The 16998-nt window shown below is 37.4% G+C and carries 12 protein-coding genes; all 12 read right to left on the minus strand.

The window, feature by feature from the left end; all coding sequences use genetic code 11:
• Positions 1 to 27 precede the first annotated feature (27 nt).
• The 12 genes from DF185_RS17130 to DF185_RS17185 all read right to left on the minus strand — a co-directional run bounded on the left by DF185_RS17130 (position 28) and on the right by DF185_RS17185 (position 16997).
• Positions 28 to 696 (minus strand): DNA/RNA non-specific endonuclease, encoded by a 669-nt coding sequence (locus DF185_RS17130; protein ID WP_110361982.1) that lies wholly within the window; start codon positions 694 to 696, stop codon positions 28 to 30.
• Positions 697 to 865: 169 nt separating this feature from the next.
• Positions 866 to 2218 (minus strand): MFS transporter, encoded by a 1353-nt coding sequence (locus DF185_RS17135; protein ID WP_110361983.1) that lies wholly within the window; start codon positions 2216 to 2218, stop codon positions 866 to 868.
• Between the two features lie 80 nt (positions 2219 to 2298).
• On the minus strand, positions 2299 to 3297 hold the full coding sequence (locus tag DF185_RS17140) for a glycoside hydrolase family 2 TIM barrel-domain containing protein (RefSeq protein WP_207784683.1): 999 nt from the start codon (positions 3295 to 3297) through the stop codon (positions 2299 to 2301).
• Positions 3298 to 3313: 16 nt separating this feature from the next.
• Complete coding sequence (locus tag DF185_RS17145) at positions 3314 to 4804, minus strand: glycoside hydrolase family 30 protein (protein WP_110361985.1); 1491 nt, start codon at positions 4802 to 4804, stop codon at positions 3314 to 3316.
• 20 nt (positions 4805 to 4824) lie between these two features.
• Positions 4825 to 6261: an MFS transporter gene (locus DF185_RS17150; protein WP_110361986.1), complete on the minus strand. Its 1437-nt coding sequence runs from the start codon at positions 6259 to 6261 to the stop codon at positions 4825 to 4827.
• A gap of 56 nt (positions 6262 to 6317) precedes the next feature.
• Positions 6318 to 7397: a glycosyl hydrolase family 17 protein gene (locus DF185_RS17155; protein ID WP_110361987.1), complete on the minus strand. Its 1080-nt coding sequence runs from the start codon at positions 7395 to 7397 to the stop codon at positions 6318 to 6320.
• A 12-nt stretch (positions 7398 to 7409) separates the two neighbouring features.
• Positions 7410 to 8357: a glycoside hydrolase family 17 protein gene (locus DF185_RS17160; protein WP_207784684.1), complete on the minus strand. Its 948-nt coding sequence runs from the start codon at positions 8355 to 8357 to the stop codon at positions 7410 to 7412.
• A 36-nt stretch (positions 8358 to 8393) separates the two neighbouring features.
• Positions 8394 to 9278 carry a glycoside hydrolase family 17 protein gene (locus DF185_RS17165; protein WP_110361988.1) on the minus strand — a complete coding sequence of 295 codons (885 nt, stop codon included), beginning with the start codon at positions 9276 to 9278 and terminating at the stop codon, positions 8394 to 8396.
• A gap of 73 nt (positions 9279 to 9351) precedes the next feature.
• Complete coding sequence (locus tag DF185_RS17170; RefSeq protein ID WP_110361989.1) at positions 9352 to 12804, minus strand: 1,3-beta-D-glucan phosphorylase, GH149 family; 3453 nt, start codon at positions 12802 to 12804, stop codon at positions 9352 to 9354.
• 87 nt (positions 12805 to 12891) lie between these two features.
• Complete coding sequence (locus DF185_RS17175; RefSeq protein ID WP_110361990.1) at positions 12892 to 14448, minus strand: sugar porter family MFS transporter; 1557 nt, start codon at positions 14446 to 14448, stop codon at positions 12892 to 12894.
• A gap of 2 nt (positions 14449 to 14450) precedes the next feature.
• Positions 14451 to 15281, minus strand: a complete 831-nt coding sequence (locus tag DF185_RS17180) for a glycoside hydrolase family 16 protein (protein ID WP_243421790.1) — start codon at positions 15279 to 15281, stop codon at positions 14451 to 14453.
• Positions 15282 to 15359: 78 nt separating this feature from the next.
• Positions 15360 to 16997: a family 16 glycosylhydrolase gene (locus DF185_RS17185; protein ID WP_207784685.1), complete on the minus strand. Its 1638-nt coding sequence runs from the start codon at positions 16995 to 16997 to the stop codon at positions 15360 to 15362.
• Between the last annotated feature and the right edge of the window lies 1 nt (position 16998).

Consider the following 16998-nt stretch of genomic DNA (forward strand, 5'->3'; position numbering starts at 1 on the left):
AGTAATCAGAAATATCTAAACTCATTTTTAAAGAGTATGATTAAATCCCTTAAAATAGACATTTGAAAAGCTTCGGATACTATCCAAAGGCACAATAAATGCATCAATTTCTTTTTCTATTTTTCGATTAGGCAACAAGTAAGCTAATGTTTTCTTTTGGCGAGGAAAATAGATCACTTTAAAATAATAGCCTGGCACAGAAACTTTATTTTGACCAATTTCACCTTGATTATTCTTAAAAACAGGTCCTGAAACTACATAGAGCGAATCATTTTTAAGTGTTAGCTTTCTGACCTTAGCTTCCAAACTTTTCCATTTTCCTCTATTAAAAGCTGGAACTTGAGGAGACATGTTACTCATGTAGAAACTTTCACTCATAGCCTGTTGATCGATTTTCATTGATGCTGCCGGACAAAGATGTCCGCGATCGTAACCAGAACCCTTGTAATCAGCTAAACTTGCAGAGCCAGTTGTGACTTTAGGATCTGCTTTGAAATTATTTTTTCGTTCTGCCTGACCTTGAATCATTTTACTTGTCAGTTTGTAGGCAACCCAGTTTGCTTGCTCTTCTTCTTCATTATAACTAAGTGTATAATATTTGTGTTTCACAATTTCACCAGATGATTTTGGCAACCAATATTGAGCTTTTCCAGAAATAGAAAAAAGAATAAATAAAAAAGATAATGTACGTTTCACAGAGTATAATTTTTAAATTCATTAAAACAGCTTGCAAAACTAGAAAAAATGGGAGAAGAACGATTTATGATTTTTATTTCGTAAACTAATTTTAAGCAAACCAGATATCGCATATAAAACAAAAGGCTTTCTATTCGAAAGCCTTACACAATTCACAGAAAAAATAATTCTATCCATTTAATCTTCTAGCATCCAAATCTCTTTTCATTCGTTCGCAAGTTTCATGATCAATTGTATAATAATACAACAATATCGCACATGACATGTAGAGGATACCGGGGAATACAGAAATCATCAATTTAATTCCGGTAATGGCTGTTTCTGTCTGCTCTACATTTGGGGTAAACTGAAATACCGCAAGCAACCAACCCGCCAAGGCACCTCCAACACCCCAACCTGCTTTTTGTGCAAAGGTAGCTGCTGAAAACACCAAGCCGGTTGCCCTGCGGCCCGATTTCCATTCTGAATAATCTGCAGTATCGGCCAACATGGTCCATAACAAAGGAACTGCCGGTGCATAAGCTATTTTCGCAAAAATATTAAAGGTATAAATCAGAAACAGATTATCGGAAGAAGGGATATAAAGGCAAATGAAGAAAAATCCAGACAATAATGAACTAGCCAAGAACACATTTCTCTTACCAAATTTTTGAGCCAATGGTTTTGAAAACGGTATTGCTACAATAAGCGCCACTGTTCCAATCACATTGAATAACTGGACATTTTCCTCATTACCAATATAGTATTTGAAATAATAGGCAATAGATAAGTTCTGCATGGCAAACATGATAAAGGAGATGATGCCAACTAAAAACAGGATTACCCAAGGCTTGTTTTTAAATAGGTTACGAATATCCTCTTTTAGGTTTTCCTTCTGGTCTTTGGGTGGTTGAACTCTTTCTTTCGTAGTTTTAAACGTGATTAGAAACAATATCAAACTAATACCTCCAAACAGCATTAATGTATATTGGTATCCTTTTGCAGTATCGCCGCCTCCAAAATACAATGCAAGGGATAATGCTGTACCTGAAACAATAAATTGTCCTATGAATGCGAAAATGAAACGATAAGAATTCAAACCTGCACGCTCGTAAGAATCGGAAGTCATTACAGCTCCTAAAGATGAGTATGGCAAATTGATTGCCGTGAAAACTGTCATCAAAAGAAAATATGTTGTTCCTGCATAAATTACTTTACCTGTCGGCCCCAAATTTGGGGTTGTAAAGGTTAAAACTGCTAAAACACTATAAGGAACGGCCATCCATAATATATAGGGTCTAAATTTTCCCCATCTGGTTGTTGTTCTGTCTGCAATAATTCCCATTACAGGGTCGCTAATCATATCCCAAAAACGCGCAATTAGCATAATGGTTCCTGCAGCAGCTGCCGAGATTCCAAAAGTATCGGTGTAGAATATCAGGATCCAGAATCCAACCATATCCCATACAAAATGTGAAGCTGTATCTCCTAAACTGTACCCAATTTTTTCCTTTAGCGAAAGTTTTGCATCTGCTTTGTTCATCGCTGTTAATAATTTTTATTCAGAGTTAATTTTGAACACAAGACATAAAACGTTAAATAACATTTGATGTCGTATTGACTTTATCTTTTTGATTCTTTGTATTGCTCTTTCACAATATAAAAAGCATCCTTCTTGTTTCTCTCAATATCCACAATTCCCCAGTACTCTTCATTTGGAGCTCCATCATAAGGTACTCCACTGCTGTTAGGAGCCCACCCTCCGGGGTCTTGAGTATTAGAATTTCCTGCCTTCCAGAATTCATCAGCAAAGGCAAACAAGGCAACTCCTGCACAAATATCCTTATGCTCAAAAATGGATGTCAAGATTTTCTCAGTAGCATCCGCTTGTGCCACTTGGTTCTCTCCTTGTTTATAACCTAATTTAGAAATGGTCATGTAACTATCGGCTCCTGCTTCGGATAAATACATTGGTTTATCGCTAATGGCTTTCCACTCTGTGAAAACACCTGTTGGATCATCCCAGCGGTATACATTCATTCCCCAAATATCAATGTCCGTACAAATAGACATGGCTAATGAATCAGGAAGTTCCCCATGTGCCGTAGCAACCGGATGTTGATCATCAATAGCATGAACTTTTTTTGCTGCATGATTTAAAGCATGATACCAATTTGCCATGTCGCCTTCGAACCACTCTGGGTGATAATTGTATTCGTTTCCCAATTCCCAAAACAAAATGGCTGGATGAGATTTATATTTGGTGATATAATCTATAAAACTCCCTGACAGAATATCGAAATATCCATTCTGATTGTAACCAAAACCTACGATTACTTTTATTCCCGCTTGGTGAATCTCGTCAAGTACTGCTTTATCATCTATCGGAGAATACAAACGGATTGTATTGATACCAGCTTCATTCATCAAGTCCAAATCTTGTGTCAGAGTTTCGAAGCTACGTTGACTACTTCCCTTTGAAACAGGGTGATAACAAATCCCTTTAATAATATAAGGAGAATCATTAAGAACAATTTTTCTACCTGATATTGAAACAATATTTTCCCTTTGGCTGCAAGAAATGCACATCATTAAAAAGGCAATACAAAGAAATCTATTCATAGCTAGCATGATTCATTTATTTTTCACTATGAATGACAATTGTTTGAATGGCTTGTGCATCAATTTTGAAAGTAGTTTCTTTTTCACCCAAAACTAATTTCATAGCTTTGGCTTTCTCTTCCATATTCAATACCACCACAGCAATCGATCCATCTGGATTTTGAGCCGCGGTAACCATCAAATCATCATCATCCAATTCAAAACCAATTCGTGTGGCTCCCGGACGAATATATTTACTAAAATGTGCCAAAGTATAGTACATTGGAGTAAAGTACACCTCATCTATTTTAGGATCTACAATAACAGGAGCCAAACACCAGTTATTTGCCCAGTTTGGACCACCTTGAGTGTCAAGCACCATATTCCAATCGATCCATCCTTGTACCCAATTGTTTAAACAGCCAATAATATCTCGTGCGTAACGATATACCGGAACATATTTTGGATGCAGATGCTTTTGCTCTTCAGGAGCCCAGTCCCAGCCCCAATCGGTTGCTTCTTTTTTCCAGTACCATGCATCATCATTCCAATGTGGTACTTCTGCATCAACACATGCCTCCGATTGTATCATCAATTTATTAGGTGCTTTTTCATGGGTGTATTGTAAAACGTCAGGCATATAGTCATAAGTTCTCGCATACCAATGAATCGCCATACCATCAAAGTATTTTGAAGATTCTTCATCTTTGTACATCACATCAGCCCACTCTTTCAACTCATCACGATTCTGATCGTAACCCAACACCTTAACATCATGTCCGTCGGCCTTTAGTTTGGGTCCTAAGTGATTACTAACAAAATCAACCATTTCCTCAGGAGTATAGTGCATACTCTCCCAATTGTAATCATTGCCCAATGGCTCATTTTCAACTGTCAAGGCCCAGATATCAATTCCCTCTTTCTTGTACTCGTTAATATACTTCGAGAAGAACAATGCCCAGGTATCGTAATATTCAGGCAATAATTTTCCACCTTTCCAATCCTTATTGTCCTTCATCCAAACAGGTGCAGTCCATGGCGATGACATGATTTTAAATCCATCTTTAGAAACAGCCATTGCATCCTTTATCATTGGAATAATATCATCACGATCTTCATCAATAGAAAAATGCTTTAGCTCCTTATCTCCTTCTACCGAGGCATAAGAGTAATTACTCAGCGAAAAATCACAGGAATTAATATGAGTTCTAGTCAATGAATACCTTGCTCCCTTTTCACCAAAATAGGCATCTAAAATCAGTTTTCGATTTTCCTCACCGATTTGATTCATCAAATAGGCAGTCGACTCAGTAAATGAGCCTCCAAAACCTATAATTTCCTGGAATTTCTGTTCCGGTTTTATAGCAATTGTAACAACTGCTTCCTTAATTTCTACAGCTTCAACTTTTTGAAGTTTATTCCCAGCTGCCGATGTTTCATAAACCTCAACAGACAAATTTTTATCTTTTGAATTACAAGCCATGACAGTAATGCTTATAAAAATCCCAAATATATAATTCAGTTTCATGATTGCTTCTAATGTTTTATTTAGTGTTTTACCTTTCCTCTTCGTGCAATTAATGCCTTTCGAATTTCAAGTGCTCGCTCTTCCGAAATGCTATACTTCATCATCATCCAAATGGCAATAAGAGCAAAAAATATCGGAATAATAATATCTGCTAACCTTAGGTTAGTCAAGGATTCTGCCGTTTGAATCGTTGCATTTTGATCGAAACCAACCATTTTTAAAGCTACACCACTTACCAAAAATGCAAGAGCATTACCCAATTTCACCATCAACCAATACACGGCACCAAACATTCCCTCACGTCGAGTTCCATTATTCAACTCATCCAAATCACAAACATCTGCAGTCATCGACATCATTAGAGTAAACAAACCACCAATTCCGAATGATATTAATGGCAATGGAATAAACATTAACCATGGATTTGCTGGATTAAATCCCCACCATTTCAGTATGTATCCCACAATAGAAAGCAAAGTGGAAATGATGAAGGCCTTTCTTTTCCCAAATTTTGTTGAAAGACGAGTTACAATTGGTATGATCAGAAATGCAGTACAAGCAGCGTTGACAGTACTAAACCAAGGTGGCCAAGATCCTGCAGCACTTATGCTACCATCAAACAAATAATAAAGAATAATGAAATAGGAGAACTGTGCAATTGTCTGAAAACCATTAAATACTAAAAATGTTGCTCCGCATAATTTAACGAATGGCTTACAGGTTAAGGTTTGTACAATTGCTGTCCAAAATTCTTTAAGGTTTGATGCTAATTTCTTCATACTTAACTTGGATTCACCTTCCAAGTCAGGCAATTTAAGTTCTTTACAAAACAGTGCTGGCAGTGCACCCAAAATGATACTTGCACCTCCAACCCACACAGATAAAACCCTAACTCCCGTTGTCGATTCCTCAAAAAACAGATCTGAGTTTCCAATCATGATCCAGAACCATGGAGCAATCATCCAGGCCATCTGACCAAAAAACTGCCCTACCGCCATTAAACGGGTTCGTTCGTTGTAATCTGGTGTCATTTCATATCCTAAACCAATAAATGGCGTAGAATATATGGTAAAGGCCAGGAAGAAAATGATGGATAGTACTAAAAAGTAAATGAAATTATAAGTCTGTGAATTTTCAGGATGCAATTGCCAAAGCACCATAAAAGCGATTCCTGTAATGATACTTCCCAACAACACATAAGGCTTTCTTCTTCCCCAACGAGTACGAGTATTATCTGAGATATAACCCATAATTGGATCTATCAGAGCATCGAAAAATTTTGGTAAAGCAGACAACAAACCGGCTAAAACAGGATCCATTTTAAAACCATAGATCAGGTAGAACATAAAAACGCCCAGGGCTGCTGGATAAAGATTGATTGTTAATTGCCCTGCTCCGTAAGCTGCTTTCTGTCCAAAAGGAACTTTATCTTCTGCTGCTGTTTTATAAGGTGCCATATTTTTTGAATTACGAATTAAGAATTATGAATTGAGTGTGATACTTCCACTTATTTTTAAAGCTCAGGATAAAGGGCCTGCATTACCTTTTTAGGTTTGCGGTCAACTGTGAATATTCCCCAGTGCTTTTCAGCTCCTAAAGGATTGGCTGTTTCACCTTTCCAATCTTCGTCGAAAGCCTCGAAAAAGAAAGTGGTAATGTTCATTTCCTTCGACCACTTATTCAACTCCTGATAGTAACGTTCCTGCTTCTCTTCACTAGCTCTTTCTCCAAATTCAGTAGCAATACTTGCCCATCCAGCTTCTGTAATCACAAGTTTGCTATCGGGAAATGCATTTCGAACATCCTGCACATTCTGAATGGTATATGACATACCTTCATCAATATCTTTTCCTTCCCAAACTGGATACACATGAATTGAAACAAAGTCTACAACCTTGGCCAATTCCTGTCCACTTTTAACCCACCATTCATAGTTATCGGCAACAGTTACTGGCTGCTGAATCTTTTTCTGCACTCTTTTCACATAGGAAATAATAGAATCGGTATCAACTTTATGGTCGTTCCATTCAACCAATGACTCATTACCAACATTCAGGGCAATTATTGTTTCCGGATATTTATTGGCTAAAGCAATTCCTCTTTGAATTTCTTCCTGGTTCAGTATCATGTTTTTATCCAATACTTCCTGAGAGATTGGCTCATTAAGCCACGAACAGGTTTCATGTGCGCTTAACTCTGCCTTTAACCAAACTCCTAACATCACTTTAATGTTCAGCTGATTTTCTTCAATAATTCTTAGAACTGCCTGTGAATTTTCGCCACAATCATACAACCTGATCAAGTTGAACAGTGAATCTTTCGAAATGATTTGTAAATCTTCCAGTACTTCCTCATCACTGGGATTTACCGCGCCATTTCCCCTATCAGGATGTTGTCCACTGCGAAATCCAGAGTAGGCCACAGCCCATGAAGTTCCACCTAAAAGATCTGCTTTCTCTTGTTTGATTTCCATATTCTGCTTTGCTTGTTCCTGAATGTTTACTTCCGATTTCTTGGCAGCATTCTTACAAGAGAACAAGCCTATCGTAATACAAATCAGTACTGAAATATTTTTAATGCTAGAGTTTTTCATTTCTATTAATTGTTAAGCCTTCATTAGTTCTGCAAATTGATCTTCCATTACTTTCTTTGGTTTCCTATCGAACTTGAATAAACCCCAATGTTTTTCAGGTTCCATTGGCTCAGGTGAACCTTTCCATGATTCATCAAAAGCTTCAAAATAAAAGCAGAGTATCTCTTCTTCCTCTGTCCATCTCATCAAATCCTGGTAGTAAATACTTTGAAAATCTTCGCTTACATTTTCAGGGTCAATTCCTCGTCCATTTGAATTAGTAGCCCATCCCGCCTCGGTAATTACCACCGGTTTGTGTGGATATTTTTCGGCTATGCTGTAATAGTTTTGTTTGGTGTAGTCTAAGGCTTCATGAATATTCTTGTATTCCCAAACCGGGTAAGTATGAATAGAAATAAAATCCACGACATCTACAAGATCCTTGATATGATCGAGCCAAGGCACATAATTTTCGCAGAATGTAACTGGCTGCTTGGTACCTTTCTTTATGATTTTCACATATCTAATTACACTTTCAACTGGAACATAGTGATCTGTCCAATTTACAGTAGCCTCATTTCCTGCGGAAAGTGCAAAAACGATGTCAGCATATTGATTTGCCAGTTTGATTAATTTCTCAACTTGATTGATATTGTGTTCCTTATTGGCAATCAATTGTCCTTCGGAGTAAACTCCTCCCCAAGGACAGGCAAAATTGTTCATTTCGGCACCAATGTAAGCGCCTAGCATCACCTGGAAATCAAGCTTCTCATTTTTTATTACCTCAAGCACAGTATCAGTTTGTTCATCGCAAGCATAAAGCCTGAGGTATTTCCAGTGTCCTTGCAATATTAACAGATCTTCTTTGATCTGCTCATAGCTAGGAAAAATACCTGCATCCGGACTTTGTCCCTCTCTAAATCCTGAGTAACAAATTGCCTTGTCAAATTTTATATTTAGTTGTTCTGTAATCTTCTTCATTAACTATTTACTTAGCCTTCTTCGTAAGTACACGAATTAGAATTTCAACTTCTCATTCTTATCCCAAATTCCCCAATAAGCACCTACATCACCTTCGTCTGATGTTTTCCATTCTTCGTCGAATGACGAGAAGTAGAATATCTCTATATCTTCTTCTTTTGACCAATTTTGAGATTGAATGAAGTACTTCATCGCATTTTCCTGCGAAGGTTCCGCTCCATGAAATGGTTCTCCAACATTTGGCCAACCCGTTTCCGAGATAATCACCTTTTTTCCTGCTCCGGCTCTAAATGCACGATTGTACATGTCTTTCATGTACAGGTATGAATTTTCGAGACTACAACCTTCCCAGAATGGATAGCAGTTGGCAAGGATCACATCACAAACTTCAGTAACCTTAGGTCGATTGGCGAATTCATAATATGCATCCACATATGCAACAGGAACACCAGGAAGTTCTTCCTTCACTCGGTAGATATATTTCAGAAGTTCTTCTTCCGTTAAATCTTCACGATACAAAACCTCATTACCAACAGCTACAATATCTGCATAACCAGCTTTTGCAACTTCAATGATTCCTTCAATTTCGTTTTCGTTAATGCTTTGATATTTCCCCAACCAGGCTCCTACCATGGTTTTCAGTCCAAATTCCTTGGCTACCTTAGGAATCAATTCATTTCCTTCAGTACATGAAAAAGATCGAATCCACTTGGTATGAGGACTCACAATTTCCATTCTTCGGCGAATCTGCTCCTCGCTAATCTGGGTTCCCGGTTCTTGTCCTTCCATATATGGACTGAAACAGATACCATGCATACCTCTATTTAAATACTGATAGTATAGCGCTCGTATTTCATCTTGGCTCTTGTCTTCAAGATCAACCCCTGCCAAGGACATTAAATATTCACTTCTTACAGACATAGGTTTAGGCTTAAAAGGTTAAAGTTTATCCGCGTGCTCACAAATCACTGCAAGCACACCGATTGTTTATTTGTTATTTTTTAGACATTGTATAATCGATTCTTCTTACTGAATCTTCTCTTCTAAATATTGATGAACTGATATTTTCATCGATGACATTACCAGTGATCAAAGTGCTCGATCCATCTTTATATATAATTTTAATCTCAGAAATTGAACCATTAGAGAATACAACCGGAACCTTGCAAAATGTTAATGCCAATTGTCCCTTATCCAATTCAATAATTTGCTTTGCATTTTGAAGATCGTAGTAGGTAAACACTTCAGAATTCTCAAGAACCTCCTTCTCATTCAACAAAGGCAAATCAAAAACAATTTTCCCCTGATCGATACGGATACCCAGCTCTCCCATTCTCGAGATAAAGTCTTCCTTCACCTGCCCAGTCATTCCTGGTTGCTTGACTCCCGCATTTCCAGGAGTATGAGAATAAGCATCGGTTGGGAAAGCACCATACAAATCTGGCGATTTGTAGATTCCAATACCAGCTTTGATTTCGTAATAATGTTCCTTCAATCTACCAATCAACTCTGGACTTAAATTCTCGTCGGTTGCCAGGAAGAAATTTTCTTGGGCGGCAAGAAGCAGTTTCGAAACCATATGCCAGTAGATACTTCCTAATCCTTCATAACCATAGAATGTTCCTGATCTTCCTGTAAAAGACTGATGATCGAACATGCTTTCATAAGCATTTAGTACAAGATCTCTATCAGCATTTACCAATTCTTTATATTCAGAATTTAATCCATCAAGAATTCCATTCAGCACCTCGGTATTTCGAATATTACCATTAAAATGACAACTTCCTGATTGATCAGCGGAAACTAGTGCAGTATTTTTATCTTCAATTAATTTCTGAAGTAAAGCTGATTTTGCTACTTGTTCCTTTGAAATATTATTCTTCTCGGTAAACCTTGCCAACTGTCTATCAGGATACAAAATATAACTAAACTGATCTTCACGGAATAAAGAACTCGCCTTTAAAGCATCCAGTACTTCCAGGCTTTCTTCTGCCGATAAATATCCAGAACTCAATACAGCTACCTGACCTTCCAGCATTTCATACAAATAGCGAATCGATATTTCTTCATCTGAAATTGAAATCAGGTTGTAGGCATGATACAGTTTATCTTCTCGCTTATTTACACGAATCGACTGATCCATATAGGACATTGCCAAGCTGGTAAATTCTACCAAATCTGCAACTTTAACCGAATTTCGCTCTCCTGAGAACGAATTCGTATAAATCGCTTCTCTATATTCTGTTCCTGCCAAACCAAGTATATCGGCAAAATACTTTCTTTCCTTGTTGGTAAAACCAGTATTCAATAAATTTGATTTCTCATTGAACAGTTTAAATACCTTATCCAATAACGATTTTACTTCTGCCGAAACACTAATTTCTTCAACTGATAATTGAGTCAACTTTTCGGTCCAAAACTTCAAGAATCTACGCAAGTAATATAGGGTTACCATGGAAACACCATTCCCTACCAATGCATTGTTTGCATCGTTCCATTCCGGACGTTGAGTATTCAGCCAGATCCCTGCTTCAGGAATAAAATTGCTTAATTTACTTAGCAATGTCACCAAGATTTTCTCCATCAGGTTTACCCTGTATATTTCGCTACCCTGCTTCAACAAGAAAGCATCAGCTCCAATCTCTTTGTAATTTGCCTTTATTTCTTTGTTCAGATCAAAATCAAACCCAATGGTATCCTGTGGATTTTTAACAATCTGATCGTAAGCTTTAATTCGGTAAGGTACATTTGCATACACAAATATCTCTTTACCCAACAACTCATCCAGCTTTCCTGGGTGGAAGTCATTGCTTAGTTCCAATAGTTTCTGCAAATAGATAATTTGGTGATCTCCCCAATAGCCAATGTATGCCCATGGATCCTCCGGATCGGGACATTCCCAATCGATTCCTTCACGGGTAATTCGATATGGGTTGTAGCCATCGGCAGTAGAGGCATTCACAAATTTGCTAATCATTCCTTCCAAATACTCAGGAAATGACCAAGCCAAAGCTTCCCAGTTTTGGAATATATCTCTCCAATTTCCTTGGTAGTTTAACTTCGGACTACCATCCTCATTTTTTGTTTCAATAGAAAACTGATTCCATGGGCGACTTGGATCGCCATGGCGACGACTAAATGTTAATGGCAAGTATTCCAAGCAGATTCTTTGCAAATCAGAATTAGCCACTATACTTACCTTATCAAGCAATTCATTATATGATATTTCTTTAGGCAATTCATTCAACCAGCTATTAAATTCTGAATAAATTTTAGAATTCGATTGCTTCACAAACAAAGCTAAATCTGCACTATTAATATTGTATGAGTCAATGAAAATTCCACCACGCATTGCATTAAACATGGTATTCGAAAAATGACGAGCAGTACACAAATCATCTTTTCCAGACTGTAAACCATCTGCGTCAGCAACAATTTGAATCAAATTTTCTGTTCCCAATTGAATGTCTTCATCGATAGCGATTAGCAGATTCGTGTCATTTTTAATGAACTCATTTAGGTTCGAAACTGCAGAGCTATCCTGATTAATCTCAGCGACAATCATCCACTCTTCCGATTCACTTGTCGACAATTCCAATTCAGAATTCAACATGTAAGCACCACGAGTTGCTCTCACATCAACTTCTGTTTCAAGATTCAAACCTTTTATGAAATTCTGTTCCTGTTTTGCCGAAAGTAAGATTTTCTTGTTTTGCAATCCTGCAGACCATACAGTAGTGCATTTTAATGACTCACTTGGCTCTGCTCTATCAACCGGAATTGAGCTCAACATGAATAAACCCAAACCCGATGCTGGTATGAGTTCATTCTTTTTATAAGCATCAAGTAGATTGCTGTATTCACTCTGAAATGCATAATCGAACCCATATGGAATAATGTTTTGAATTCCATCAAGAACTTCTGCATTTAGCTTATTTCCGCTAATGTTTTTTACTTTCGATTTACGAACAAATCCAAACTTTTCTGAATTGTACCAAGCATACTGGAATTCGATTCCCAAATCAAGATTCACCTCTTCAAAAATGATCTTGTTGCCATAGATACTTTTATATAGATTTCTTTGAATTTTATATACTTCGTTCAAATTCTTTGCAAATGGTTCCCATAGAAAAGTTTTTTCTTCTTTCTCAACCAAAAACAAAGTTTTACTTCCTGTAATACCCTTAAAATCATGAATCTTATCAACAGTGTAATAAGGAAATAATGCATTATCGCGATTCTTTCTACCTGCCGATAATGAACCATTACTTGATATGAACATCCAGTGATCCGAATCACTAACAATACTCATAAAGAAGTCTGCCATTTGGTCAGAATTGCTAATCTTGTAAAACTTCTCATTATTTAGTTCTACAAATTCTCCTTTAATCTCAGCCCCGCTGCAATTCAAATTTGTGTTTCCCAGATAAATGTTACTCTTCTTCATTTTAACCTAACTAGATTCAACTTCAATTTCTTTCAACAAAAACTTCTGAGTTTTATATAATAAATCCCTAAAGGATTCAATCTGTTCCTATTCTTTAATCAGAATTACTTCCAATTCTTCAAGGGATTTTCCCTTGGTTTCAGGCAGCATTACGATCACAAACACAAGACCCAATGCACCAAATATTCCATAAATTAAAAAGGTAGTCGCATTTCCCAGGTTCATTTGCTCCCAAGGGAAAGCCAACTGTACAACGAAACTTATTCCCGAGTTGATCAGCCCTACAAATGAGATGGCCAACCCTCTTACCCGATTTGGAAAAAGTTCTGAAAACAAGACCCACATAACAGGTCCGATAGAAATCGCAAAAGAGGCTACAAAGCCTATAATTCCTGTCAGTACCAACCATGGGTTGATGCTGATTGCTTTTGCGATAAATTCTGATTGGTGTTCTTTAAATGTCTGTTCACCAACACTACTCAATAATGCTTTATTGAATTCGATATCACTTTCGAATACAACATTTTCAATTTCTTTTAATTGGGAAGGTTCCACAAAGTCTGAACATTCCGATATGCTCTTTTTACTTAATTGATAGGTTGCATCTCCAAAACTTGCTGATAATACAAACATGGATACTGCAATCCCAAACAAACCATAAATCAGAAGTGGTTTTCTGCCTACTCTGTCGATCAACCAAATTGCAAAAAGAGTAAATACTAGGTTGGTTAATCCAACCAAAATGGCTTGTGAAAATGAGGCATCAGTTCCAATACCAGTTTGTTCAAATATCATAGGAGCATAAAAGAACACTGAGTTAATTCCCGTAATTTGCTGTGTAATAGCAATTACAACACCAATAATGAGAACCAACTTTAAAGATGGTTTGAACAACTCCTTTACAGAGATTCTCTCCTTATTTTTCGATGATTGAATACTTCTTGCAATGTTTACCAACTGTTTCTTTGCCTCTGATTCACCTAATGCCTTTTTCATCACATCAAGGGCTTCATCATCCAATCCGTTCATAGCTAACCAACGTGGACTTCTTGGCACAAAAAACAAGAGGAAAAAATAGAGGAAGGCAGGAATCGCTTCCAGTCCTAACATCCATCTCCAATTATAAGCATCGAACTGCAGCCAGGTGCCCCAGTTTTCATTTGATTTACCCAATTGTAAAATCATGTAATTGGTAAAAAATGCAACTGATATTCCCAGTACAATATTAAGTTGGTTAAAGGATACCATAGTTCCCCTAAGTTTTGGAGGGGCGATTTCGGCAATGTACATTGGAGCAATAATCAGCGATGCGCCAACTCCAATTCCTCCAATCATTCTTGCCAAAACCAACATTGTAAAATTAGGGGCTATGGCTGATCCTAAAGCTGAAATAAAATATAATGCTGCTGCACATTTTAATACTGATCTTCTTCCAAACCTATCACTAACAGGGCCAGCCAACATCATGGCCAAAGTTGCGGTAAGAGTCAAACAGCTCACAGCCCAACCCAACTGAATTTTGCTAAGGTCGAACTGAGGTTCTATAAATTTAACTACGCCTGAAATTACCGACGCGTCAAATCCCATTAGAAATCCTCCTAAGGCAACAATTAAAGAAACAGCAGCACTATATTTTAAGTTCATGATTATTTCTTTTGATATACTCTTACAAAGTCTACTTCCATTGTTTGTGGAAATGCTTCCTTATCAATTCCTTTTACACTTCCCCATGCACCACCAACTGCAACATTTAAAATCAGGTAAAATGGTTTGGTGTAAGGCCATTTTGATTCTCCAAGGCCTTCATTTTTGTACTCGAAAAACAATTGCTCATCTACATAACATTTCATGATATCTTCAGACCATTCCAGTATGTATGAGTGAAAATTTTCAGTCGCATCGGGAATATTAATAATTGCAGTTTGCTGCGTTCCTTTTTGCCACTGATAATCTTTTGAATGAGCAGATGCATGAATTACTCCTTTATCATGCCCAACATGTTCCATGATATCAATCTCACCTATATCCGGCCAGTTTCCATCTTGGAATGACCAGTCTCCTGGCATCATCCAAATTGCAGGCCAAGTGCCTCTTCCATTGGGAAGTTTTGCTCTTACCTCAATTTTTCCATGCAACCAATCCGATTTGGAGTTCAATCTGGCAGATGAATAGTCCTTACCTTCTATACTTTCCTGAAGTGCGGTAATGTGAAGCACTCCATTCTCGACCCATGCGTTTTCTTTTCTGTCTTGAGTGTAATGTTGCAATTCATTATTTCCCCAACCGTTACTGTTTCCTTCTGTATCGTAAATCCATTTTGCAGAGTCTGGTAATCCTTTATAATCGAATTCATCAGACCACACCAATTGATACTCTTTTATTGCATTATTTTGCTTGGATTTATCTCTTTTGTTAAAGTTGCATGAAGAAAAAAGAAGACAGAATACACCCATTATCAAACAAGCTGTTGATCTCATATTTTAAAGATTTAGCTTAATGATTAAGTATTTATAGGCTGTTCAAATAACAGGAACAGCCTATATCTTTTTTCATAATTATTGATATACTCTTACGTAGTCAATTTCCATAGAAGATTCAGTAAAAGCAGGATCAATAGTACCTCCAAGTGTACCACCCATAGCCACATTCATAATCAGAAATTGATCAGCATTGTAAGGCCAGTTGTCTGCGTTTTTGTCTACCGGTGCATAGGTGTAATAAACCTCATCGTCAATCAGGAATGTAATCTGATTTTCAGACCAGTTTACAGAATACACATGAAATTCATCTGAAGCATCAGCAACAGTTGTTGATGCCATATTTTCGGTTGCTCCCGAACTTGATGGAGTATGCAATGCACACTGAATATGTCCAGGATTGTTACCAATACCTTCCATGATATCAATTTCTCCACAAGCTGGCCATCCTACATCAGGGAAATTTGCTCCCAACATCCAAATTGCAGGCCATGTACCACCGCCTGTAGGCAGTTTAGCACGAACGTCAACCCTTCCGTAAGTGAACTCAAATTTATCTTGAGTCTTCAAACGAGCTGAAGTATAAGATCCTCCATCTGCTTTTGCAGTGATTTTTAAAGTCCCTTCTGAAATGCTGGCATTAGCTGCATCGTTAGTATAAGTTTGAGATTCATTATTACCCCAACCTCCAGCACCAAGGTCATAATCCCATTTTGCAGCATCAGGAGTTCCGTCAGTATCAAACTCATCCGACCATACTAAATTGGTATACTCTACATCAACACCGGCTGGTTCCTGACTAGGTTTTGTTGAAGTGAAAATATGATACCATGCAAAAGTGTCATCTTCTTCAACACGAACTCTTAAAATATTATTAGTAATCTCAATGATTTCATAAGTACTCGTACCAACATACCAGCACATGAATCCATTATCTGATATACTAAAGCTAGTTCCTCTATAACCTCCATCTTCTGTTGCAATTGAACTTGCTGGTGCAAAAGTTACATTTTTCACGCCATATAAACCTGGAGCTACATCTTCACCGTAACACAAGTCACCTTCTACTCCAATTTTACCTGCATAAGTTCCTGGTATAAAGGCTGAACCCACAGTTTGTTCAAATATTACACCTCCTTCAGTTTTTGTGAATACAAACTCAGCATCATACATACATTCTTTTTCGAAAGCTGTAGCAGCATACCATGCAGCATATGCTTTACCCGAATCTTCAAAGTTTGGTCCTAAACCAGTATGCGCTGGTTGATCAGCTGCCCAATACCATGTTTTACTAGTGCCACCAGTTAAGAAGGCTACTGCTTCTTCATCACTGAAACTACTAAACACTTCAACTTGAACTGATTTGCTTGTTGTTACACCTCCGGTTCCAACAGCTAAAACTGTAACATTGTAAGTATTAATTCCAGGTAGTGAGAATCTGTGAGTTATCTTACCATCTGCAGAAACTTCTTTATCAGTTCCATCTCCAAAAACATAGGTGTAGTTTATTTCATTATTAGCCGTTGCATTGAAATTCACAAAGCCAGTTCCATCTCCATAAGGGTTCTCAGCATCAACGCCTACCACCTCAAAACTAATTTCCAAATTAGTTGGGGTCTCTATTTTTCCTAATTCGTAATCATCTTCCTGACATGCGGAAAATAGCGTCAGAATGCTAATCAGAATTACACTCATATATTTATAATATTTCAACATT

This window comes from Marinifilum breve (assembly GCF_003202155.1).
In the GTDB taxonomy this organism is placed as follows: domain Bacteria; phylum Bacteroidota; class Bacteroidia; order Bacteroidales; family Marinifilaceae; genus Marinifilum; species Marinifilum breve.

What these genes read in the sequence shown, in the direction of transcription:
- DF185_RS17135 (WP_110361983.1), bottom strand. Translation starts at nt 2,218, where the DNA reads ATGAACAAAGCAGATGCAAAACTTTCGCTAAAGGAAAAAATTGGGTAC.
- DF185_RS17140 (WP_207784683.1), bottom strand. Translation starts at nt 3,297, where the DNA reads ATGAATAGATTTCTTTGTATTGCCTTTTTAATGATGTGCATTTCTTGC.
- DF185_RS17145 (WP_110361985.1), bottom strand. Translation starts at nt 4,804, where the DNA reads ATGAAACTGAATTATATATTTGGGATTTTTATAAGCATTACTGTCATG.
- DF185_RS17150 (WP_110361986.1), bottom strand. Translation starts at nt 6,261, where the DNA reads ATGGCACCTTATAAAACAGCAGCAGAAGATAAAGTTCCTTTTGGACAG.
- DF185_RS17155 (WP_110361987.1), bottom strand. Translation starts at nt 7,397, where the DNA reads ATGAAAAACTCTAGCATTAAAAATATTTCAGTACTGATTTGTATTACG.
- DF185_RS17160 (WP_207784684.1), bottom strand. Translation starts at nt 8,357, where the DNA reads ATGAAGAAGATTACAGAACAACTAAATATAAAATTTGACAAGGCAATT.
- DF185_RS17165 (WP_110361988.1), bottom strand. Translation starts at nt 9,278, where the DNA reads ATGTCTGTAAGAAGTGAATATTTAATGTCCTTGGCAGGGGTTGATCTT.
- DF185_RS17170 (WP_110361989.1), bottom strand. Translation starts at nt 12,804, where the DNA reads ATGAAGAAGAGTAACATTTATCTGGGAAACACAAATTTGAATTGCAGC.
- DF185_RS17175 (WP_110361990.1), bottom strand. Translation starts at nt 14,448, where the DNA reads ATGAACTTAAAATATAGTGCTGCTGTTTCTTTAATTGTTGCCTTAGGA.
- DF185_RS17180 (WP_243421790.1), bottom strand. Translation starts at nt 15,281, where the DNA reads ATGAGATCAACAGCTTGTTTGATAATGGGTGTATTCTGTCTTCTTTTT.
- DF185_RS17185 (WP_207784685.1), bottom strand. Translation starts at nt 16,997, where the DNA reads ATGTTGAAATATTATAAATATATGAGTGTAATTCTGATTAGCATTCTG.